The sequence below is a fragment of the Rothia sp. HMSC062H08 genome, assembly GCF_001810775.1.
In the GTDB taxonomy this organism is placed as follows: domain Bacteria; phylum Actinomycetota; class Actinomycetes; order Actinomycetales; family Micrococcaceae; genus Rothia.
In genome coordinates this window covers 1-21,340 of record NZ_KV802674.1, presented here as the reverse complement: position 1 = coordinate 21,340, position 21,340 = coordinate 1, and the positions used below count along the sequence as shown (strand labels likewise).

Annotated in this window: 18 protein-coding genes and 1 tRNA gene; 15 read left to right on the top strand and 4 right to left on the bottom strand. The window is 57.8% G+C overall.

The genetic code is table 11. From position 1 onward, the window contains the following. Positions 1-354: 354 nt before the first annotated feature. A tRNA-Arg gene (locus tag HMPREF2765_RS07350) sits at positions 355-430 on the bottom strand. A gap of 499 nt (positions 431-929) precedes the next feature. Between HMPREF2765_RS07350 and HMPREF2765_RS07345 the strand changes: the two genes are divergently transcribed. The 3 genes from HMPREF2765_RS07345 to HMPREF2765_RS07335 all read left to right on the top strand — a co-directional run bounded on the left by HMPREF2765_RS07345 (position 930) and on the right by HMPREF2765_RS07335 (position 5,417). Further along, entirely contained in the window at positions 930-2,780 is a 1,851-nt protein-coding gene (locus HMPREF2765_RS07345) for a phosphoenolpyruvate carboxykinase (GTP) (protein WP_049340330.1), read from the top strand. Between the two features lie 359 nt (positions 2,781-3,139). Beyond that, positions 3,140-3,610, top strand: coding sequence for an RrF2 family transcriptional regulator (locus HMPREF2765_RS07340; protein ID WP_044150790.1), 471 nt, complete (start codon positions 3,140-3,142; stop codon positions 3,608-3,610). 625 nt (positions 3,611-4,235) lie between these two features. Further along, a complete protein-coding gene (locus HMPREF2765_RS07335; protein WP_070605032.1) occupies positions 4,236-5,417 on the top strand; it encodes an FAD-binding oxidoreductase in 1,182 nt (393 codons plus the stop codon). A gap of 157 nt (positions 5,418-5,574) precedes the next feature. On the opposite strand, the gene HMPREF2765_RS07330 is transcribed toward HMPREF2765_RS07335, so the two are convergent. After that, the gene (locus HMPREF2765_RS07330; protein ID WP_070605030.1) at positions 5,575-6,981 is read right to left on the bottom strand and encodes a phosphomannomutase/phosphoglucomutase; all 1,407 of its coding nucleotides are present in this window, start codon (positions 6,979-6,981) and stop codon (positions 5,575-5,577) included. Between the two features lie 137 nt (positions 6,982-7,118). On the opposite strand from HMPREF2765_RS07330, the gene manA reads away from it, so the two are divergent. The 3 genes from manA (at position 7,119) to HMPREF2765_RS07315 (ending at position 10,241) form a co-directional block, all read left to right on the top strand. Continuing rightward, positions 7,119-8,306, top strand: a complete 1,188-nt coding sequence (manA, locus tag HMPREF2765_RS07325; RefSeq protein ID WP_070605027.1) for a mannose-6-phosphate isomerase, class I — start codon at positions 7,119-7,121, stop codon at positions 8,304-8,306. A gap of 299 nt (positions 8,307-8,605) precedes the next feature. Then, entirely contained in the window at positions 8,606-8,875 is a 270-nt protein-coding gene (locus HMPREF2765_RS07320; RefSeq protein WP_049340339.1) for an ACT domain-containing protein, read from the top strand. Positions 8,876-8,885: 10 nt separating this feature from the next. Continuing rightward, positions 8,886-10,241, top strand: a complete 1,356-nt coding sequence (locus HMPREF2765_RS07315) for a PFL family protein (RefSeq protein WP_049340341.1) — start codon at positions 8,886-8,888, stop codon at positions 10,239-10,241. Positions 10,242-10,372: 131 nt separating this feature from the next. Here the strand turns inward: HMPREF2765_RS07315 and HMPREF2765_RS07310 are convergent, their stop codons facing one another. Beyond that, a complete protein-coding gene (locus tag HMPREF2765_RS07310) occupies positions 10,373-11,512 on the bottom strand; it encodes a DNA polymerase III subunit delta' (protein ID WP_070605025.1) in 1,140 nt (379 codons plus the stop codon). Then, entirely contained in the window at positions 11,509-12,225 is a 717-nt protein-coding gene (gene tmk / locus HMPREF2765_RS07305; RefSeq protein WP_083303635.1) for a dTMP kinase, read from the bottom strand. Before tmk ends, HMPREF2765_RS07310 begins: the two co-directional genes overlap by 4 nt. Positions 12,226-12,384: 159 nt before the next feature. Between tmk and HMPREF2765_RS07300 the strand changes: the two genes are divergently transcribed. The 9 genes from HMPREF2765_RS07300 to rlmB all read left to right on the top strand — a co-directional run bounded on the left by HMPREF2765_RS07300 (position 12,385) and on the right by rlmB (position 20,845). Beyond that, complete coding sequence (locus HMPREF2765_RS07300; RefSeq protein ID WP_070605022.1) at positions 12,385-13,587, top strand: trans-sulfuration enzyme family protein; 1,203 nt, start codon at positions 12,385-12,387, stop codon at positions 13,585-13,587. 48 nt (positions 13,588-13,635) lie between these two features. Further along, positions 13,636-13,953 (top strand): DUF2516 family protein, encoded by a 318-nt coding sequence (locus HMPREF2765_RS07295; protein ID WP_070605019.1) that lies wholly within the window; start codon positions 13,636-13,638, stop codon positions 13,951-13,953. A 221-nt stretch (positions 13,954-14,174) separates the two neighbouring features. Next, positions 14,175-14,912 carry a phosphoglyceromutase gene (locus HMPREF2765_RS07290; protein WP_070605018.1) on the top strand — a complete coding sequence of 246 codons (738 nt, stop codon included), beginning with the start codon at positions 14,175-14,177 and terminating at the stop codon, positions 14,910-14,912. Between the two features lie 182 nt (positions 14,913-15,094). Then, the gene (locus tag HMPREF2765_RS07285; protein ID WP_049357739.1) at positions 15,095-16,222 is read left to right on the top strand and encodes a sensor histidine kinase; all 1,128 of its coding nucleotides are present in this window, start codon (positions 15,095-15,097) and stop codon (positions 16,220-16,222) included. Positions 16,223-16,263: 41 nt separating this feature from the next. Beyond that, entirely contained in the window at positions 16,264-16,947 is a 684-nt protein-coding gene (locus tag HMPREF2765_RS07280) for a response regulator transcription factor (RefSeq protein ID WP_005507150.1), read from the top strand. A gap of 15 nt (positions 16,948-16,962) precedes the next feature. Beyond that, on the top strand, positions 16,963-17,706 hold the full coding sequence (ispD, locus tag HMPREF2765_RS07275; RefSeq protein WP_070605015.1) for a 2-C-methyl-D-erythritol 4-phosphate cytidylyltransferase: 744 nt from the start codon (positions 16,963-16,965) through the stop codon (positions 17,704-17,706). A 73-nt stretch (positions 17,707-17,779) separates the two neighbouring features. Further along, entirely contained in the window at positions 17,780-18,262 is a 483-nt protein-coding gene (gene ispF, locus HMPREF2765_RS07270) for a 2-C-methyl-D-erythritol 2,4-cyclodiphosphate synthase (protein ID WP_005509302.1), read from the top strand. A gap of 82 nt (positions 18,263-18,344) precedes the next feature. Continuing rightward, positions 18,345-19,763, top strand: a complete 1,419-nt coding sequence (gene cysS, locus HMPREF2765_RS07265; RefSeq protein WP_070605013.1) for a cysteine--tRNA ligase — start codon at positions 18,345-18,347, stop codon at positions 19,761-19,763. 95 nt (positions 19,764-19,858) lie between these two features. Further along, positions 19,859-20,845: a 23S rRNA (guanosine(2251)-2'-O)-methyltransferase RlmB gene (rlmB, locus tag HMPREF2765_RS07260; protein ID WP_070605010.1), complete on the top strand. Its 987-nt coding sequence runs from the start codon at positions 19,859-19,861 to the stop codon at positions 20,843-20,845. The last annotated feature ends 495 nt before the right edge of the window (positions 20,846-21,340 follow it).

Below are 21,340 nucleotides of genomic sequence, written 5' to 3'. Positions count from 1 at the left end.
TATGTGTGGAGGGTCCTCTTTCCATCCTATGCGTTTTTTGGCGGGTGTGCCCCGGGGCACGTCATCTGGGAGCATAAATCTGTGGATTCACAGGTTGGGGTGCTTTGGGGCGCGGTTTTTGGCACGGATGGGGCAGCGTCAGCTGGTGAAGCGTCCTTGCTACACCTAGCTAGAGCCTGCGGCGTGTCGTACTGCAACATGTTGTACTGTGCAGTGGCTTGAGCTCTGCCCGGGGCTTGTGTCAGAGCGTTTTCAGCGCGCTTGTTTCCCAAAGATGTCTTCCAGGGGTGTGTCTTCCGGGGTCTATCTTCTGGGCATACAAAAAATCCCCGGTTCCAAAGAACCGGGGATCGGTGGTGCGCCCGAAGGGATTCGAACCCCCAACCTTCTGATCCGTAGTCAGATGCTCTATCCGTTGAGCTACAGGCGCATGTTCCTCGCTTCGGATTTCTTCAACCCGTCGCGGCAACAGGTACTACTATACGGATGTCTCCAAGGGTGCGCAAGCCGAAAAACTCGAAATTGACCCAAAATCCCCTCCGAAAGACTCGATAATGCCCTGTTTTACCGCATGATTCCGGGGTTTTTGGCGGCGTAAAATTTTTTCAAAATATTTTCTCGGCACCCTAAAACCGGTGCTGTAGGCCCCTAAAATCCCCGAAGGGTCCCGCCATACGACCTAAAAATTCTTTACAGAAATCTTCTCGTACTCTAAGAATGTGATGCGCAGAACTTAAGAAATGGTGTCATAGAAAGCTCTGCAGACCATTAATGCGTTATTCTGTAAGCATCACGAGGAAGTGGAGACTGTCCAAGCGTGCATATTCACATTTGTTTGCACGCTTGTAGTGTTTAACTGCTTCTTTGTTACCGCAGACCTAACCGGATCAACGTAGTATCCGGGCCACCGAATGAAGGGGAAAACGTCAATGGCTGACACCTCAACTCGTACTCTCTCTGCCGAACTCGAAAAGGAGCTGCAGAGCGCACCCACCACCCACCAGGGTCTTCTGGAATGGGTTCGCGAGGTTGCGGCACTGACCCAGCCCGCACACATCTACTGGGTCGATGGCTCCCAGGAAGAATATGACCGCCTGGCACAGGAACTGGTTGACGCCGGTACCTTCGTTCGCCTCAGCGATCACGAATTCCCGAACTCTTACGCAGCTTTCTCCGATCCCGACGACGTTGCACGTGTCGAGGAGCGCACCTTCATCTGCTCCGAGACTGAAGAAGGCGCAGGCCCGACCAACAACTGGCGCGACCCCGTCGAAATGAAGCAGACCCTGACCGGTCTGTTCGAGGGCTCCATGCGCGGTCGTACCCTGTACGTCATTCCCTTCGTCATGGGCTCCCTGAAGGCTAAGAACCCCAAGATTGCTGTTGAGCTCAGCGACTCCGCATACGTTGTCTGCTCCATGCGCATCATGGCAACCATTGGTAAGGACGTTCTTGCCAAGCTGAACGAGACCAACGGCTTCTTCGTCAAGGCTCTGCACTCTGTTGGTGCACCCCTGGAGCCCGGTCAGGAAGATGTTCCCTGGCCTTGCAACCCCGAGAAGTACATCGTCCAGTTCCCCGAGACCCGCGAAATCTGGTCCTTCGGCTCCGGCTACGGCGGTAACGCACTGCTCGGTAAGAAGTGCTACGCACTGCGTATCGCATCCGTTATCGGTCGCGATGAGGGCTGGATGGCAGAGCACATGCTCATCCTGAAGGTCACCAACCCCGAGGGCAAGGTTCGCTACATCTCCGCAGCGTTCCCTTCCGCATGTGGCAAGACCAACTTCGCAATGATGGAACCCACCATTGACGGCTGGAAGGCTGAGATGGTCGGCGACGACATCGCATGGATCGAGTTCGACGAGAACCACCAGGCACGCGTGGTCAACCCCGAGGCTGGCCTGTTCGGCGTGGCACCGGGCACCGGTTACTCCACCAACCCGAACGCTATGAAGGCTATCGCCAAGGGCAACACCATCTTCACCAACGTTGCACTGACCGACGACGGCTCCGTCTGGTGGGAGGGTAAGACCGATGAGGCTCCCGAGCACCTGATTGACTGGACCGGTCAGGACTGGACCCCCGAGTCCGGCCGCCCGGCAGCTCACCCGAACTCCCGCTTCTGCACCCCCGCATCCCAGGTGGATATGCTCGCTCCCGAGTACTACGACCCCGAGGGTGTGCCGCTGAGCGCCATCGTTCTGGGTGGCCGTCGCAAGACCACCATCCCCCTGGTTTCCGAGTCCGAGAGCTGGGAGCAGGGCGTCTTCCGCGCAGTTACCCTCTCCTCCGAGACCACCGCGGCTGCTAAGGGCGCTGTCGGTGTGATTCGCCGCGACCCGATGGCAATGCTGCCCTTCATCGGCTACAACGCTGGTGATTACTTCAAGCACTGGCTGGACCTGGGCAAGAAGCACGGCGCTGAGAATATGCCGAAGGTCTACTACGTCAACTGGTTCCGCCGTACCCCCGACGGTGGCTTCGCATGGCCCGGCTTCGGCGAGAACTCTCGCGTTGTGAAGTGGATCTGCGACCGCCTCGACGGCAAGGCTGGCGGCCAGGAGACCTTCCTGGGCACCGTTCCCACCAAGGAAGACCTGGACCTGACCGGTCTGGAAATCTCCGAGGAAGAACTGAAGGCTGCTCTGGCTGTCTCGAAGGAAGAATGGGTTGCTGAGCTGCCCAGCATCGACGAGTGGCTCGAGAAGTTCGGCGACAAGCTGCCTGCTGAGGTTCGCGAACAGCGCGACGCTCTGGCGAAGGCTCTGGAGGGCTAAGACACTCCAGCTAATACCTAAGGTTTAGCGCATTGAAGGAGCGGAATCTCCCGATGAGATTCCGCTCCTTCCTTCTGCTTGGGGAAAATTTGAATCCCCGTCAGCTGGGGGGAATGATAAGTTTTCTCGCAAAGGTGTGAATGTAAGGCTATGCAGTCCACTTGCTCTTGAGAAATACTTTAAATCCCCGCCGGGGTGGTTGGGGCACAGAAGCAGCTGGTTATAATTTCTTGCCTCTCTTATCACCCCTATACAATTCCAATGTAAGATTTTTGAATGCACATGGCTTTCACGAGCTGCGCATATCCGCTGCTACATGTACTGATATGTGGTGGCACGAGAGATTAGAAGGAGTATCCATGCGTTTGACAGCATTCTCGGATGTCTCGCTCCGCGTTCTGATGCTCCTGTCTGCTCTGGAGCCCGGTCAGAAGCTTTCCACCCAGAAGATCGCTGAAGGTGTGGACACCCCCTACAACCACGTGGCGAAGGCTGTAGCTTTCCTCGTGAACATGGGTTACCTGGACTCGACTCGCGGTCGTTCCGGTGGCGTCATGCTTTCGGATGCGGGTCGTTCTGCGACCGTCGGCACTATTCTTCGCGCTACTGAGGGCGATATCCCCATGATTGAGTGCGAGGACGAGAATGGCCACTGCCCCCTCGATAAGTTCTGTCGCCTGCGCAATGTGCTGGCGAAGGCTCGCGAGGCATTCTATGCATCGGTTGATTCGGTGATCATTAGCGAACTGACTGCCGGTGCGCGCCCCGTTGGCCCGGTGTTCGTCGAGCTGGGCTTTGGGCCTCCGGAGAATGCGTTGCCTGCGCGCTAGTCGTAAGTATTCAAGCGATACGTGATGCCTGTGGAGCTTTCCAGCGGGAGGCTCCACAGAGTTTTTAACACGGAGGTTTGGGCGTTTCTGTGCTTGATGCGGGGGCTGCTAGGCGGTTCGCGCGGGGGTGTTTCGTGGGGGTTTTGAGGGCCGCGGGGGAGTGTTTTTGACTCTGCGTGCGCGGTTGTCGGCACCTGCACGAACCCGGAAAATGTGCAGTAAATGCAGGATATTGCAAATTTGCTTTTCAAATGCAGAAAATGTGACCATATTCATTTTTGCACCGCACTGCATACTTTCCATAGTAAATATATTTCCATGCCAGAATTTTTATGCACACTTCGGGGCTAGTCACCCGGCGAACTCAAAAACAGTGCTGAAAATATATAGTGTGACGCTCGGCTCTCTCTTTGAGTCAGGGTGAACCATAAGTAGCATCTGTAGCGCCAAATAACCCTCGGGGCATGACCTGCACACAGCGCAAGCACCCCGCAAAATGCTACGGTAAGGGTGCTTTATAAACACTTCGTCACCAACTGAGCTGTCTGAGTGAATGCCCCGCAATACTGATATTGAGGGGCCTCGCCACAATGACCGAGGTGACCACACAGGAAGAAGGCATGACATGCTCTCTGAGAAGTCCCGCCCCATTATTGAGGCAACGTTGCCCATTATCGCTGAGCGCATCAACGACATCACCCCCGACTTCTACCGTCGAATGTTTGCTGCCCGCCCCGACCTGATGGACGGCATGTTCTCCCGCTCCTCCCAGCTTGAAGGCACTCAGCCTCGCGCACTGGCTGGCTCCATCGCAGTATTCGCTTCCTACATTGTCGAGCACCCGGACTCCTACCCGGACGAGGTCCTCTCCCGCGTGGCCCACAAGCACGCATCCCTGGGCCTGAAGGAAGAAGAATACCCCACCGTCTACAAGTACCTCTTCGAGGCAATCGCCGCTAACCTGGGCGATTTGGCTACCCCCGAAATCGTTGAGGCATGGACCGAGGTCTACTGGCTCATGGGCAACGCCCTCATCAAGCTGGAGAAGGGCCTGTACGCTTCTCAGGCAAACGACGTCATGTTCGCACCCTTCAAGCTCGTTGAGCGCAAGGAGACCGGCGAGAACGTTGTCGTGCTGACCTTCGAGCCCGCCGACGAGACCCCCATGACCGAGTCCAAGGGCGGCCAGTACATCTCCATCGTCGTTCCCGCACGTGACGGCCTGCGCCAGGCACGCCAGTACACCCTGCTGCCCAGCGAAAAGAACCAGCGCCGCATCGCTGTGAAGCTCGACCCCAACGGCGAGATGACCTCCATCCTGCACGAGCTGGAAGTCGGCGCAGTCGTCGAGGTCTCCAACCCCTACGGTGACCTGACCCTGGAAGGCTTCGGCGACCCCCAGGCACCCCTGTACCTCTTCTCCGCAGGTATTGGCACCACCCCCATGCTCAGCTTCCTCTCCGAGCTGGTTGAGAAGGGCTCCGAGCGCCCCGTGACCGTGGTCCACGCAGACCGCCGCCTGGACACCTGGCCCCTGCGCGAAGAGCTCACCGAGCTCGTCGGCAAGCTGCCCAACGCACGCCTCGTCTCCTTCATCGAAGGTGAGGGTGGCGACTACACCGGCCGCGTCGACGTCTCCAAGCTGGACGTTCCCGCCAACGCTAACGTCTACCTCTGCGGCCCGCTGCCCTTCATGCAGGGCGTACGCTCCGCACTGGTTGAGGCAGGCGTTCCCGGCAAGAACATCAACTACGAAATCTTCGGCCCCGACCAGTGGATGCTCCACGACCAGGCACGCGAGGCGTAAAAACCCCGTAAGCCGGCTCGTCCGCTAGGTTTCTTAAACCCGGCTAGGTTCTTCCTCTGAGATAGGAGAACCTAGCCGGGTTTTTAGAACCCAAAATAAAAGATCCCGTCCCGCAGAAATAATCTGCGGGACGGGATCTTTAGCAGCTAGCTAGTGCTTAGCCCTGGCGAACCAGAGCCAGAACCTCGTCGCGGACGCGCTCCATAGTCGCAACATCCGGTGCCTCAAGGTTCAGGCGCAGGAAAGGCTCGGTGTTCGAAGGACGCAGGTTCACCCACCAACCCTCTTCGGTGTTGGTGAAGGTGGTGCCGTCGGAGTCCTCAACAACCACGGGAGCGTTAGCGTAGTGTGCACGCACGCGGTCCACAGCGGCTGCCTTGTCTTCCAGCTCGGAGTTGATCTCACCGGAAGCAACGTACGGAGAGTACTTCGCGCTGATCTCGGAGAGAGGCTGATCGCTACCACCCAGAGCAGCCAGCACGTGCATTGCAGCGAGCATGCCGGTGTCTGCGTTGAAGAAGTCCTTGAAGTAGTAGTGAGCGGAGTGCTCGCCACCGAAAACGCCGTTCTCCTCAGCCATAACAGCCTTGATGAAGGAGTGGCCCACGCGGGTCTTCACTGCGCGGCCGCCCAGCTTCTCAACCAGCTCAGGAACAGCCTTCGAGGTGATCAGGTTGTAGATGATGACGGGCTCTTCGTTACCCTCAGCCTTCGCACGAGCAATCTCGCGCTCAGCAACCAGAGCGGTCACAGCGGAAGGAGTGACGGGCTCACCCTTCTCGTCGATGACGAAGCAACGGTCAGCGTCGCCGTCGAATGCCAGACCAATGTCAGCACCGTGCTCAACAACAGCCTTCTGCAGGTCAACCAGGTTAGCCGGCTCCAGCGGGTTAGCCGGGTGGTTCGGGAAGGTACCGTCCAGCTCGAAGTACAGAGGAACGATTTCCAGGGGCAGGCCCGGCAGGATGGTGTCGCCCAGAACAGCGGGAGTGGTCATACCACCCATGCCGTTACCAGCGTCAACAACAACCTTCAGGGGGCGGATGGAAGACAGATCAACCAGCTTGCGCAGGTACTCTGCGTAAGGCTTGAGAATGTCCTTCTCAGAAACGGTGCCGACCTTCTCAACCGAAGGAATCTCGCCCGAATCCAGGTACTTCTGAGCCAGATCGCGAATATCGAACAGACCGGACTCGGAAGACAGCGGAACAGCGCCAGCCTTGGACATCTTCATGCCGTTGTACTCTGCGGGGTTGTGGCTAGCGGTGAAGGTAACACCGGCAGCGTTCTCAACGCCACATGCGAAGTACAGAACGTCAGTGGAGATCAGACCGATCTTCTCAACATTTGCACCGCGAGCGGTTGCACCCTGGGCGAATGCATCCATGAATTCGGGGGAGGAGGGGCGCATGTCGCCGCCGACCAGAATGGTCTGGCCCTCCAGGCCCAGAACGTCTACGAAAGCCGCGCCAGTAGCGCGAACAGTCTCTGCGGTAATGGTTTCGCCGACGATGCCACGCACGTCGTACGCTTTGAATGAGTCATGTAGATTAATAGTAGTCACGCCTTTTATTTTAGCGGTAAAGAAGTGCAAGTAGCCTCTATAATGGGCTGGTAAAACCTTATAAATTCCGCTGAATGTATGGGTTTTTTATCACGTCACTTGCTTCAAATAACTCACGTCGAGAGGTATTTTCCCCCATGGGTGAGATTTTTTCCCTAAAAAACCAGATTCAGAATTATGCGTGGGGTTCCCGCGAAATTCTCGGACGCATGCGTGGCGTGCCCGTACCCACCGAGCAGCCCGAGGCTGAGGTGTGGGTTGGTGCGCATCCGGCTGCTCCCTCCCGCGCAACCGTTGACGGCACCGAGTCCCCGCTCAACGAACTGATTCAGGCTGAGCCCTCCCGTTTCCTGCGCCCGGACCGTACCTCCGACTGGTTCCCTTTCCTCTTTAAGATCCTTGCGATTGATGCACCCCTGTCGATTCAGGTGCACCCCACCCCCGAGCAGGCTATTGCTGGCTTCGAGGACGAGCAGGCACGCGGCATCGCGATTGACGCGCCGCACCGCAACTACAAGGACCGCTACTCCAAGCCCGAAACCGTCATTGCGCTGACCCCGATGCGTGTGCTCACCGGTGTGCGCACCTCCGCGCAGCTGGCAGAACTGGCGAGGGCATTCAAAGCTGACTGGCTGGCAGAGCGCGTGGAGCTTACCCCCAAGCAGCTGTTGACCGAGATTATTCGCATGCCCGAAGACGCTGCCGCAACCGCTGTTGAACAGCTCATCGAGGTGGCAGCACAGCTGACCGGCTCCGAAAACGCGCTCATTGCTGACGCCGCTGAGCTCGTACAGATTGTTGCCGGCAAGTACCCCGGCGACCGCGGCCTGCTCGTCGCATTCGTCATGAACCTGGTGCACCTGGCACCCGGCGAATCCGCATTCACCCCCGACGGCCAGGTGCACGCCTACGTCTCCGGTACCGCCATTGAGCTGATGAACCCCTCCGATAACGTGATGCGCGCGGGTCTGACCGCAAAGCACATCGACACCGAAGAGCTCATCAAGGTTCTCGGCGAAAGCCAGGACGCCCCCGTGATTCAGCAACCCACCCCCGATAACGCACCCGTGGGCACCTATGCCATGTGGGATGAGCGCATGAGCGTAACCCGCATCCGCGTTGAAGAGGGCAAGCCGCAGGAATACACCTTTGAGGGTATTAGTGCCGCACTGAGCGTATCCGGTGAAATCACCATTCACGCGGCAGACGGCAACGGCACCGAAGAGTTCGTGCTGGGCGCCACCGAGTCGGTACTGCACGTGGGTGAGCCCTCCGAGGCAACCTTGAGCGGTAATGGCGAGCTGTACATTGCTTCTTATGTTTAGGAAATAATCCTCGATAACTAAAACTTCTAGACAGTTATAATCTAGCCAGATATAAGGAGTGTCGAAAGATACATCAAGACTGGCACATAATAAAGAATCCACGTTCTTCCCTGTATTTATTCAGACCGGGAAGGCGTGGATTTTTTATGCCCCGAATATGGGATGCAGGGGATATTTTTGTGTCTACCCTGCACAGTGTGTTCTGAGTAACCTATAATTGGTCTTATAAATATGCGTATACCTGTGCCTTTATGCACCTCTTCCTCAGGTACGCAGCCCCAAACTGCTAGGAGAACACTGTGAAGATCATCCTCACCGTCACAGGCATCGACCACGAAGGCATCATCGCTGCCGTGACCGCAACCCTCGCCGAGCGTAAGGTCAACGTCCTCGACGTCTCCCAGACCATCATGGGCGAATACTTCACCATGATCATGCACTGCTCCTTCGACGAAGCGCAGCAGAACCTCATCGATCTGCAGGAAGCCATGATCGGTGTCGAACACGAACAGAAGGTGCAGATTCGCATCCAGGCAGAATCCATCTTCAAAGCAATGCACGCCATCTAGGGCTCCACTGATGCGCAACACCAATATTCTAGAAACCATCCGAATGATCGAGGAGCAGAAGCTCGACATTCGCACCGTCACCATGGGCATCTCCCTGCTCGACTGCGCCGACTCCGACGGCGAAGTAGCCCGCCGCAAAATCTACGACAAGATCACCAACCGCGCCGCAAACCTCGTCAGCGTCTGCGAAGGTATCGAAGCTGAGCTCGGCATCCCGATCGTCAACAAGCGCATCGCCGTCACCCCCATCGCGCTGGTGGCAGGCGCCTCCGGCGACGAGGACTATGTAGAGTTCGCTCGTACCCTCGACGCAGCTGCGAAGGCAGTCGGCGTGAACTTCGTCGGCGGCTTCAGCGCCCTCGTCGATAAGGGCATGACCCCCGCCGACGAGAAGCTGATTCGCTCCATCCCGCGAGCGCTCGCAGAAACCGACGTGGTCTGCTCCTCCGTAGACATCGGATCCTCCCGAGCCGGCATTAACATGAGCGCAGTCAAGCTCATGGGCGAGACCATCCGCGCCACCGCAGACCTGACCGCGGATGCACACGGCTTCGGCTGCGCCAAGCTCGTCGTCTTCGCGAACGCCGTCAGCGACAACCCCTTCATGGCGGGCGCATTCCACGGTGTTCAGGAGGCAGACACCACCATCTCCGTGGGTGTCTCCGGCCCCGGCGTGGTACACCGCGCCCTGCAGAAGGTCCGCGGCGAATCCTTCGACACTTGTGCAGAAGAAATCAAGAAGGCAGCCTTCAAGATTACCCGCGTTGGCCAGCTGGTCGGTACCCTCGCCGCTGAACGCCTTGGCGTGCAGTTCAACATTATCGACCTCTCCCTGGCGCCCACCGCAGAGATTGGCGACTCGGTCGCACACATCCTCGAGGAAATGGGTCTGGAAACCGTCGGTACCCACGGTACCGTTGCGGCACTCGCGTTGCTCAACGACGCGGTGAAGAAGGGTGGCCTCATGGCGTGCTCAAATGTCGGCGGCCTCTCCGGGTCCTTCATCCCGATCTCTGAGGACATCGGCATGATTGAATCCGCAGCCGCCGGACACATCAGCCTCGATAAGCTTGAAGCGATGACCGCCATCTGCTCGGTGGGCCTGGACATGGTCGCGGTTCCCGGCGACACCCCCGCCGCGACCCTCGCCGCAATGATTGCCGACGAGGCAGCAATCGGCGTGATGAACCACAAGACCACCGCGGTTCGCGTCATCCCGGCGGTCGGCCTGGGCGTAGGCGACATGGTCGAATTTGGTGGCCTGCTCGGTCGAGCACCCGTCATGCCCACCCACACCCCCAGCGCGGAGGCGTTCATCGCCCGCTGCGGTCGTATTCCGTCGCCGGTTCACGGTTTCCGCAACTAAGCTCGATTCCGCAACTAAACTCTAGGGGCACTGAGAACCAATAGAAAAAGGGGAGGCATCGAAGAATATTTCTTCGGTGCCTCCCCATTTTGTGCTGTCTTGAAGAGCCAAAGACTCTTGTCTGAGCGTTTCTAATACACGAAGCGGCTCATCAATGCTTCAAGCGCCAGACGCGCATTTGCGTTCGTCCGCAGGCGACGCAGAGTCAGCTCAATCGCCTGCACATCCTCCAGTAGCTGCAGGGCGGAACGGCGGGTGCAGAACGCTTCTAGGGGCTCACGCAAATGCTCATTGACCAGCGGAGCCTTCGCCGACAGAGCCACCGTCAACGCATCACGCAGTACCGTCTGAACCTGCGCCACGGAACGCAACAGCGTATCGGAGGAAACGCGCTTAGCGCGGCGCTTCTGCTGCTCCTCCAGACGGCGAACCTGCGCTCGCAAAGATGGCGAAACCCGCTCGCCCTCACGAATACCCAACAGAGTCAGCAGCTCCTGGCGTTCCTGCTCATCCTTGAGAGCGGAGACGGCCTGTGAGTCCTGGTCGGCAAGGTCAGTGAGCTTCTCAGCTGCATTGAAAGCCGAAGAAATAGAACGAACATTCAGAATCAGGGAGGTAATCAGCTCCCGACGAGCCATCGCCTGCTCATCGGTTGCCAGACGGTACCCCTCCTGCGCATCACCCAGAGCCAGACGGGCCGCACGCTGCGCCAACGGATCAGCCACGCCGTGCGCCAGCAAATACTCGTGCACCTGAGCATCCGTCGGAACTGGCAGCTGAACCGGACGGCAACGCGAACGAATCGTCACCAGCACGTCAGTGGGGGAGGGCGCCGTCAGCAGCCAAATCGTGTGCGGCGGCGGCTCCTCAATTGCCTTCAACAACACATTGGAGGTACGCTCCGGCATGCGTTCGGTGTCCTCGACCAGAATCACGCGCCAACGACCCACGGTTGGGCGGTCCTGAGCCTTCATGACCAGCTCGCGTGCCTCATCAATGCTAATCTGCATCGCCTCGGTACTAAAGTGCGTAAAATCCGCGTGCGAACCGTTCATCACGGTCACACAACCCTTGCACTGGCCGCACCCGCGGTTCTGCGGGTCGGGTTGCTCGCACAGCAGAGCGGCGGCGAAAACCTTTGCCGCCTCACGGTGAGGCGCGCCGGTCGCCCCGGTAAACAGCCAAGCGTGCGTGGGGCGGTCAGCTGCGGCGTCTGCGCGTAGCTGCTGGAGCTTATCGGCGGGAATCAGCAGGGTATCCCAGAGGCTCATGAGCCCTCCTTACCGGTGCGGACCAGCTCGCGGAGGGCAAGCAGAGGCTCAATCACCTCGAGCACGCGCGCGTGCACCTGCTCAATCGTGCCCACACCATCAATGATGCGGTGCGAACCGTTAGCGTCCTCGCGGGCGATCTGCTCGAACGCGCCGTGAATACGCGCCTTGAACGCCGCACCTTCAGCCTCAATACGGTCGACGGTGCCGCGCTGGTCCATGCGTTCCTGCTCGGCACTCAGCGGCACGCTCAACAGCAGGGTTGCGTCGGGAACCAGATCGGCGGTGGCCCAACGGCTCAAATCGACGATGGTTTCAACGCCCAGATCACGGCCTACGCCCTGGTAGGCGGCAGAAGAGTCAATATAGCGGTCGCTGAGTACGATGGCGCCCTCAGCGAGCGCCGGGCGAATCAGCTGGGAGGCGTGTGCCGCGCGGGACGCCGCAAAAATCAGTGCCTCGGTGCGGTCGTCAATGGTGCCCTGACCTGCCTCAAGGACGAGCGCTCGCAGCTTTTCGCCAATCTCGGTGCCGCCGGGTTCGCGGGTGGTGATGACACGGTATCCGCGGGCGCGTAGTGCTTTATCCAGCAAGGTAAGCTGGGTGGTTTTGCCGGCGCCGTCGCCTCCTTCAACCACGATAAAAAGCCCGCGGCGACCGGTCGGGTCGGCGGGAAGATTCTGCGCATCGGGGGTGTAGCTGAGAGTATCCATCACCCTTAAGGGTACCGGGTCTCTTAGCAGCACCGGTGCGGTTTTGGTGATACCTCCGCGTGGGGTTGAGCGCGCATAAAGGTAAAAAACATGTAAATCCTGTGTGCTATCACTCGTACGGACGTGCGTTCTATGCCAGGGTGTGCCAGGCTTAAAGACATGAGTGCAGATAACCACGACATGAATTACTCCGCAGAGACCTTCGTCGTCTCTGGCGGCCGCCCGGCACACGAGCATGATGCGCCGGTGAACCCTCCGATCGTTCTTTCTTCCACCTACCGCGGTGTGGACGCCGTCAATATTGAGCAGGACCGCGTGTACGCCCGCTTCTCGAACCCCACCTGGGAGGGCATGGAAGAGGTTGTGGCAAAGCTGGAGAACGCTACCCAGCCCGGTCTGCTGTTCCCCTCCGGTATGGCTGCTGTCGCTGCTGTCATCGACCTGTTGCCGGTTGGTTCCATCGTTCTGATTCCTAAGCACGCATACATGGCGTCGGTGACCCTGTGCAAGGATTTGGAACGCCGCGGCATCATTGAGCTCGTTCGCGTGGACATTGAAGACACCGAGAGCGTTATCGCCGCTATGGAGGATGCCGCATCCCGCACCGGCGTGACCCCGGAGAACGTGAACTACTCGGCACCGAAGGTCCTGGCGTGGCTGGAAAGCCCCACGAACCCGATGCTTGAGGTTGCTGACCTGCCTGCCCTGCTTTCTGCTGCTCGCCGCCTGGGCATTGTGACCGCGGTGGACAACACCTTCGCGACCCCGATTCTGCAGCGTCCCCTGGATTTGGGTGCAGACGTAGTGGTTCACTCCGCTACGAAGTTCCTTGCGGGCCACTCTGATGTTCTGCTGGGTATGACCTTGACCTCGAATGAGGAGCTGTACAACGCGATGCTGCACCACCGCATCACCAACGGCGCAATCCCCGGTCCGGTGGAGGCGTGGCTTGGTTTGCGCGGTCTGCGCACCCTGGCGCTGCGCGTGGAGCGTGCTGTAGAGAACGCGCAGGTTCTCGCAGAGCGTCTGAGCGAGCACCCCTTCGTGACTGAGGTGCGTTACCCAGGTCTGGAGAGCGACCGCGGTCATGAGGTTGCGAAGAAGCAGATGGACGGTTTCGGTGCGATTTTGTGCGTCACTCTGGATACCGATGCGGCTGGTGCCCGTAACGTCGTGGAGGCGTTGAAGCTGTGGACCCCGGCAACCTCTCTGGGTGGCGTGGAGTCTCTTGTGGAGCGTCGTCGTCGCCACGGTAACGAGCCGGATTCGATTCCGGAGTCTCTGCTGCGCCTGTCGGTGGGTATTGAGAACGTGGATGACCTTTACAATGACTTGGTTGAGGCCTTTAAGGTTGTCCGCTAAGCGCTTTGCTAGGGTTGTCTAGAGAAGCTGCTGATTCTAAGGAATACTATGTCTCCTATTCTGTTGGTCATCTATGTGACCACTCTTATCGATGTGCTACTGGCTGTTGCCGGCGCTGTGGTTGGTGTGCTGGCTTTTGTTCGTGCGTGGTCGTCTCCGGCGAACGCGTACGATTTTGCCGGTAAGCGCCCGAAGAACACGTGGCTGGCTTTGACCGGTGGTTCTGCTGCGGTGTCGCTGTTTAGCGTTTTTGCTGCGGTGACTGGCGGCGGTAATACTGTACTGATTCTTCAGCTGATTGCTGCTGTGATTAGCTGTGTGTTCTTGGCTGGTGTGTGGCCTTCGGTGGGTCGCCGCCGTTTCTAGCGTTAGCTTGTGCGCTCGCTTTGTGCGATAGATGGTGAAGCCTCGTGCGCTGTCTGACGGGTTTGTCCCGGTCGGATGGTGTGCGGGGCTTTTCCCTATTTCTGGCGGGGTTTTTGAGCCTTTCGTTCTGGTAGAAAAGACCCTTATAAATTTTTGGGAGAATGCATATTTTCTAGGCTCTAAGGCATGACAAACCGGCGGGTAAATGAAAAAATAGAGGTATGACTTACAAACTAGTACTCCTGCGCCACGGCCAGTCCGAGTGGAACGAGAAGAACCTGTTCACCGGCTGGGTGGACGTTAACCTGACCGATAAGGGCCGCGCTGAGGCTAAGCGCGGCGGCGAGCTGCTGGCAGAGCGCAACATCCTCCCCGATGTTGTTCACACCTCCCTGCAGCGTCGCGCAATCAACACCGCAAACCTTGCACTGGATGCAGCAGACCGTCTGTGGATTCCTGTCAAGCGCACCTGGCGCCTGAACGAGCGTCACTACGGCGCTCTGCAGGGTAAGAACAAGTCCGAGATTCGCGAGGAATACGGCGACGAGAAGTTCATGACTTGGCGTCGTTCCTACGACGTTCCGCCGCCCCCGCTGGATGACAACGACCCCTACTCGCAGGCACACGACCCCCGCTACGCGGATGTTGAGAACGCTCCCCGCACCGAGTGCCTGAAGGACGTTCTGGGCCGTATGCTTCCCTACTGGGAGTCGGACATCAAGCCCGACCTCGCAGCAGGTAAGACCGTTCTGGTTGCTGCACACGGTAACTCCCTGCGTTCGCTGGTTAAGCACCTCGAGGGTATTTCCGATGAGGACATTGCTGGTCTGAACATCCCCACCGGTATTCCGCTGTACTACGAGCTGGATGAGAACTTCCAGCCCGTCAAGGCTGGCGAGTACCTGGACCCCGAGGCTGCTAAGGACGCTATTGCTGCCGTAGCAAACCAGGGCAAGTAATACCTCCGGCAGGGTTTCACCCCTGTCATTGTGATGAGCCGTCCACCGTTGAGGTGGGCGGCTCATTGCGTTCTCTGCAGGGTTTCTGCACGGGGAGCCTGTCTGAGAAGAGGGGCGTTCGCCCAAGTGCTGGGTATCGGCCACATTTATACTTATGGGGTACCCGAATGGAAGGGAAGTACATGGATGCCGGTCTGATCGCCTTTATTGCGGGCATGATAGGTCTGCTGGTGGGCGTCCTGAGCATGAACGCGGTGGCGCGTAGTGAGCGGGAGCAGGAGCGTAGTTTGGTATCGGCGCCGGCGCTGCGTGATGGTGCCGCTCAGGTACTTGCTGTGATTGGTCGCGCCTACCTGGTGATTGATGAGGTGGGCGGCGTGGTTCAGGCTTCTCCGGGTGCGTATGCGATGGGTTTGGTGCGTGGTCATACTGTGGCGTCTGATGAGTTGGCGGATATGATTCGCATGGTGCGTCATCGCGGTATTTTTGCGGAGCGTACTTTTGAAATTGACCGCGGTGAGGGTGAGGCGCTGGTGCTGGACGTTCGCGTGGCTTCTTTGGGTGACGAGTACATTCTGGTGCTCGCGGATGACCGCACTGAGATTTCTCGTGTGCAGCGTATGCGTAATGATTTTGTGGCGAATGTGTCGCATGAGTTGAAGACTCCGGTGGGTGCGGTGAGTCTGCTTGCGGAGGCTATTGAACAGGCGAGTGATGACCCGGAGGCGATTGAGTATTTTGTGGGTCGTCTGCATAAGGAGACTCGTCGCCTGTCTGCGCTGGTGCGTGACATTATTGAGCTTTCGCGTCTGCAGTCGACTGATGTGATTGCGCGTGGTGGTCCGGTGTCGGTGCCTTCTTTGGTGGCTGATGCGGTGGATCGTTCGCATATTGTGGCGGAGGAGAAGGACATTCAGATTTCTACCCGCATCGAGGAGGTCCCCGAGGTGTACGGTGACGCCGAGCTGCTCGGTATTGCTGTGCAGAACCTGGTGGAGAACGCGGTGCGTTATTCGCCGGAGCATACGAAGGTGGATATTTGGGTGCATCGTGTGGCTGATCAGCTGCTGGTTGAGGTTGCTGATCAGGGCGTGGGTATCCCGGAGGACGAGCAGAAGCGTATTTTTGAGCGTTTTTACCGGGTTGATCCGGCTCGTTCGCGTCAGACGGGCGGCACTGGTTTGGGCTTGAGCATTGTGAAGCATGTGATGACTCAGCACGGTGGTAGCGTGACGGTTCGGTCGATGCCGCAGGAAGGCTCGACGTTTACGTTGGCGTTGCCGCTGAACGAGCCTCCGGCCGCAGTGTAGTGTTAGCGGTATAGGTTTTATGAAATCGAAGGAAGTTATTGATGTCTAAAATTCTGATTGTTGAGGACGAAGAGGCCCTCTCGGATCCCCTTGCGTTTTTGCTGGGTCGTGAGGGCTTCCAGACGATTGTTGTGGACAACGGTCTGGATGCTCTGCCGGTGTTTGACCGCGAGGGCGCAGATTTGGTGCTGCTGGATGTGATGCTTCCGGGCATGTCCGGTATGGAGGTGTGCCGTAAGCTGCGTGAGGTGTCTTCGGTCCCGATTATCATGCTGACCGCTAAGGATTCTGAGCTGGATAAGGTGCTCGGTCTGGAACTGGGCGCTGATGACTATGTGACGAAGCCGTATTCTGCGCGTGAGCTGATTGCTCGTATCCGCGCGGTGTTGCGTCGTCGTTCGGCGGAGACTGATTCTGCTACTGAGTCGGTGCTGCAGGGCGGCCCGGTGCGTATGGACATTGACCGCCATGTGGTGACGGTTAATGGTGAAGAGATTTCTATGCCACTGAAGGAGTTTGAGCTCCTGGAGATTCTGCTGCGCAATGTGGGTCGTGTGATGACTCGTGGCCAACTGATTGAGCGCGTGTGGGGCGCTGACTATGTGGGTGATACGAAGACCCTGGATGTGCATATTAAGCGTCTGCGTTCGAAGATTGAGCCGGATTCTTCTGCCCCGCAGTATGTGGTGACGGTTCGCGGCTTGGGCTATAAGTTCGAGGCGTAGGCGGGCTTGAGACTGATGAGTTCTGCTTCTGCGGCGAATACTGCTGTGATTGTTTTGGCGGCTGGTTCGGGTACTCGCCTGGGTGAGCCGATTCCGAAGGCTGCTGTGCGTGTGCATGGTCGTACTTTGCTGGATTATGCGTTGGAGGGTGCGCTCGCTTCGGGTGTTGCTGAGCATGTGGTGGTGACTGTTCCTGCTGATTGTTCGGTGAGTTGCCCGGAGCTTTTGGAGGATGCCTGCCGTGCCGGTGCGTTGATTACTGCCGGCGGTGATACGCGTACGGCTTCGGTGGTTGCGGCGTTGGATGCTTTGAAGGATGCGCAGGTTCCGGTGGATTATGTGCTGATTCATGATTGCGCTCGTGCTTTTACTCCGCCGCAGGTGTATCACCGAGTGCTTGAGGGCTTAGGTTCTGAGAGCCCGCAGGGTGTTGTGCGTGCGGTGATTCCGGTGTTGCCCGTGGTGGATACGGTGAAGACCGTGGATTCTGCCGGCCTAGTGACGGGTACTCCTTCGCGTGCGCAGATGCGTGCGGTGCAGACTCCTCAGGGTTTTGAGGTGGCTGCCCTGTTGGCGGCGCATGAGCGTAGCCGTTCCCTGCCTGCTGAGGAAGCTGAGCTGTTGACTGATGATGCGATGGCGATGGAGGCGGCGGGTGAGCCGGTGTTGACGGTTGCCGGTGATGCGGATGCGTTTAAGGTGACGACTCCGATGGATTTGCGGGTTGCTCGTGCGCTGTTTGGTGATTCTGCTGCCTAACCCTGCCGCCTAACGCCTCTTTTGCCGAGGCGCTGCTGCTGAGAAGATGTTTAATCGATTGAAGGGTCCTGTGATGACTGTTATTCCTCGTGTTGGTACCGGTGTTGATGTCCACGCTTTTGGTGAGGAGGGCACTCCTCTGTATATTGCTGGTCTGCATTGGCCGGGTGAGCGTGGTTTGAGCGGCCATTCTGATGGTGATGTGGTGGCTCATGCTGCCGCGGATGCTCTTTTTGCCGCCTCCGGCACGGGGGATTTGGGCTCTAATTTTGGTGTGGACCGCCCGGATATGAAGGGCGCTTCTGGTGTTCGTATTCTTTCTGAGGCTGCGGCGATTGTGCGTGCTGCTGGTTTTGAGATTGGTAATGTGAGCGTTCAGCTGGTGGGTAACCGCCCGAAGTTCTCTCCGCGCCGTGATGAGGCGAACCGTGTGCTGAGCGAGGCGGCGGGTGCTCCGGTGACGGTGATTGCGACGACTACTGATGGTTTGGGTTTGACGGGCCGCGGCGAGGGTGTGGCTGCTATTGCGACGGCGTTGGTGTACCCGCGTTCGTAGGTGTTTGGCTGCTTCGAGCCATTCTGTAACCTATCGCTGATTTACCGCCCCGGCGTCTGAGCCGACCCCGTAGAATGAGAGTGTGACTATGCGTTTTTATGATTCAGCTTCCGCGACTATTCGTGAGTTTGAGCCCGTCGTGCCCGGTGAGGCGCGTATCTATTATTGTGGTGCTACGGTGCAGGGTGAACCGCATCTGGGCCATATCCGTTCGGCGTTGGTTTTTGACCAGTTGAGCCGTTGGATGCGTTACCGCGGTTTGAAGGTGACGACGGTCCGCAATGTCACTGATATTGATGACAAGATTTTGGCGAAGTCTGCTGATTCTATGGAACCCGGTTTTGAGGGTGAGTTCCCGAATGAGCAGTGGTGGGCGCTCGCGTACCGTTTTGAGAAGGTTTTTGCTCAGGCGTATGCGGCGTTGGGTATTGATCCGCCGACGTATGAGCCGCGTGCGACCGGTCATATTCCGGAGATGTTTGCTCTGATTCAGCGTCTGATTGATCGTGGCCACGCGTATCCTGCGCTGGATGATTCTGGTGACGTGTATTTTGACGTGCGTTCGTGGGGTAAGTATGGTGCGCTGACGAATCAGAGCGTTGAGGATATGCAGGATTCTGCGGATGCTGATCCGCGCGGTAAGCGTGACCCTCGCGATTTTGCCCTGTGGAAGGGTTATAAGGAGGGTGAGCCGCTGACTGCTTCGTGGGAGTCTCCGTGGGGTCGCGGCCGTCCGGGCTGGCATCTGGAGTGCTCGGCGATGGCTGGTAAGTATTTGGGTTCGCGTTTCGATATTCACGGTGGCGGTTTGGATTTGCGTTTCCCGCACCATGAGAATGAGTTGGCGCAGTCGACTGCTGCTGGTGATGATTTCGCGAACTTCTGGATGCATAACGGCATGGTCACCTATGAGGGTGAGAAGATGTCGAAGTCTATCGGTAATACGATTTCGCCGGCGCAGATGCTGCAGATGGCTCGTCCGCTGGTGGTTCGTTATTACCTGGGTAGTGCGCATTATCGTTCGATTCTTGATTACCGTCCGTCGTCTCTGCAGGAGGCGGCAACCGCTATTGAGCGTGTTGAGGCGTTCCTTGCTGCAACTCAGGATGTGCTGAAGCCGGGTCGTGAGGTTCCGGAGGCTTTTGCTGAGGCTATGGATGATGACGTGAATATTCCGCGTGCTTTGGCGGTTCTGCATGAGCAGACTCGTGCGGGTAATGCGGCGCTTGCTTCTGGTGAGGATGCTTCGGAGGCGGCGAATGCTGTGATGGCTATGGCTGAGGTTCTGGGCTTGGCGCAGTTGATGAGCTTTAACGCTGAGGGCACTTCGGGTGCTGAGCATGAGGCTTTGGATGCGCTGATTCAGGCTGTGTTGGCGGAGCGTGCTGATGCTCGTGCTCAGAAGGATTGGGCGAAGGCTGATGCGATGCGTGATTTGTTGGCGTCTGCTGGTGTGCAGGTGAAGGATGGCGCGAATGGTTCGAGCTGGAGCGTTGGCTAGAGGGTGATGTGCCCCGCGTTTGTGCGTAAGGCTTAGGTCGCGCGGGTTTCTCTCGCGTAGACTCGTATTCATTACTTTGACGAAGGAAGAGAAGAATGGCTAAGGCAGGTTCGCGCCCGGGCGCTACCACCAAGAAGAAGGGTGCTACTAAGGGCACTGGCGGTCACGGTCGTAAGGCGCTTGAGGGTAAGGGTCCTACTCCGAAGGCTGAGGACCGCGTTTATCACAAGGCGCATAAGATGAAGCGTGCGGCTGAGCGTCGTGCTGCTACCGGTACGAACCGTAAGTTCCAGACTCGTCTGGGCGGTAAGCGTGCTAGCGATGAGCTGGTGACTGGTCGTAATGCGGTGCTTGAGGCTCTGCGTACTGAGATTCCCTCGAAGCACTTGTACATCATGAGCCGCATTGAGGTGGATGACCGCGTCCGCGAGATTATGACTATTGCGAATAAGCGCAATATTCCGATGCTGGAGATTCCGCGTAGCGAGCTGGATCGTTTGACTGATGGTTCTGTGCATCAGGGTGTTGCGATGCAGATTCCTCCGTACAAATACCCGGACGCTACTGACCTGGTGCTGGATACTATGGAGCGTTGGCACTCGGGTAAGCTGTCGACTCCGCCGCTGTTTGTTGCTTTGGACGGTATTACTGATCCGCGTAACTTGGGTGCGATTATTCGTAGCGTGTCCGCGTTTAGCGGTGATGGCGTGATTATTCCTGAGCGTCGTTCGGCTGCTGTGACTGCTGGTGCGTGGAAGACTAGTGCTGGTGCGGCTGCTCGTATTCCTGTTGCGATGGCGACTAATCTGACTCGCGTGATTCAGCAGGCTAAGGAGCAGGGTATTTTCGTGATTGGTCTGGATGGCGGCGGCGATATTGAGTTGCCGGCTCTGGAGCTTGCGAATGAGCCGCTGTGCGTGGTGGTTGGTTCTGAGGGTAAGGGTCTGTCCCGCCTGGTGACTGAGAACTGCGATCAGATTGTGTCGATTCCGATTGATTCTGCGATGGAGTCTTTGAACGCGGCGATGGCTGTGGGTATTACTCTGTACGATGTTTCTCGTCGTCGCGCTTCCGCGAACTAAAGTTTTGAAGCTAGCGAGCTACAGCCTGTAGCTCTGTAGTTTGAATAAGGAGGGCGCCCCCGTGAGGGGTGCCCTCCTTTTCTGTGCTCTTCTGCGCTCTCCCCATATGTAGGTGCTCATATATAGGGAGGTGCAGAACGGGGGAGTGCAGCGGTACAGAAATACGGCGGTATGAAATACAGAGATGGGGGAGGGGCGGAGCCCCTCTTCCCATCTTTTCTTCCCGTCTTCTCTTCCTATCTTCTTGATGCTGAGGGGCTCTTCTGCCCTTCTATATGGGCTCTATAGGGAGCTTCTGCAGGTTTTCGAGGTCTTTTGAAGGTTTTTAAACTTTTTTTGAAGAACTTTCGGGAGGCTTATCCTGCGTTGACTAGGGGTTTTGCTGTTCTGTTTAGGTCAGGATGAACCTAAACCCCCGTATTTGTGCTCTACTTCACCCATTTTCGGGTTGCAGGGGTGTTTAGGGGTCTGTATAGTTGTATGAGTCGCCGCGGC

What these genes read in the sequence shown, in the direction of transcription:
- HMPREF2765_RS07335 (WP_070605032.1), top strand. Translation starts at nt 4,236, where the DNA reads ATGCTCTCTGAGAAGTCCCGCCCCATTATTGAGGCAACGTTGCCCATT.
- HMPREF2765_RS07280 (WP_005507150.1), top strand. Translation starts at nt 16,264, where the DNA reads ATGTCTAAAATTCTGATTGTTGAGGACGAAGAGGCCCTCTCGGATCCC.
- ispD (WP_070605015.1), top strand. Translation starts at nt 16,963, where the DNA reads ATGAGTTCTGCTTCTGCGGCGAATACTGCTGTGATTGTTTTGGCGGCT.
- HMPREF2765_RS07285 (WP_049357739.1), top strand. Translation starts at nt 15,095, where the DNA reads ATGGATGCCGGTCTGATCGCCTTTATTGCGGGCATGATAGGTCTGCTG.
- HMPREF2765_RS07300 (WP_070605022.1), top strand. Translation starts at nt 12,385, where the DNA reads ATGAGTGCAGATAACCACGACATGAATTACTCCGCAGAGACCTTCGTC.
- HMPREF2765_RS07340 (WP_044150790.1), top strand. Translation starts at nt 3,140, where the DNA reads ATGCGTTTGACAGCATTCTCGGATGTCTCGCTCCGCGTTCTGATGCTC.
- HMPREF2765_RS07295 (WP_070605019.1), top strand. Translation starts at nt 13,636, where the DNA reads ATGTCTCCTATTCTGTTGGTCATCTATGTGACCACTCTTATCGATGTG.
- HMPREF2765_RS07290 (WP_070605018.1), top strand. Translation starts at nt 14,175, where the DNA reads ATGACTTACAAACTAGTACTCCTGCGCCACGGCCAGTCCGAGTGGAAC.
- tmk (WP_083303635.1), bottom strand. Translation starts at nt 12,225, where the DNA reads ATGGATACTCTCAGCTACACCCCCGATGCGCAGAATCTTCCCGCCGAC.
- rlmB (WP_070605010.1), top strand. Translation starts at nt 19,859, where the DNA reads ATGGCTAAGGCAGGTTCGCGCCCGGGCGCTACCACCAAGAAGAAGGGT.
- HMPREF2765_RS07315 (WP_049340341.1), top strand. Translation starts at nt 8,886, where the DNA reads ATGCGCAACACCAATATTCTAGAAACCATCCGAATGATCGAGGAGCAG.
- HMPREF2765_RS07345 (WP_049340330.1), top strand. Translation starts at nt 930, where the DNA reads ATGGCTGACACCTCAACTCGTACTCTCTCTGCCGAACTCGAAAAGGAG.
- ispF (WP_005509302.1), top strand. Translation starts at nt 17,780, where the DNA reads ATGACTGTTATTCCTCGTGTTGGTACCGGTGTTGATGTCCACGCTTTT.
- manA (WP_070605027.1), top strand. Translation starts at nt 7,119, where the DNA reads ATGGGTGAGATTTTTTCCCTAAAAAACCAGATTCAGAATTATGCGTGG.
- HMPREF2765_RS07310 (WP_070605025.1), bottom strand. Translation starts at nt 11,512, where the DNA reads ATGAGCCTCTGGGATACCCTGCTGATTCCCGCCGATAAGCTCCAGCAG.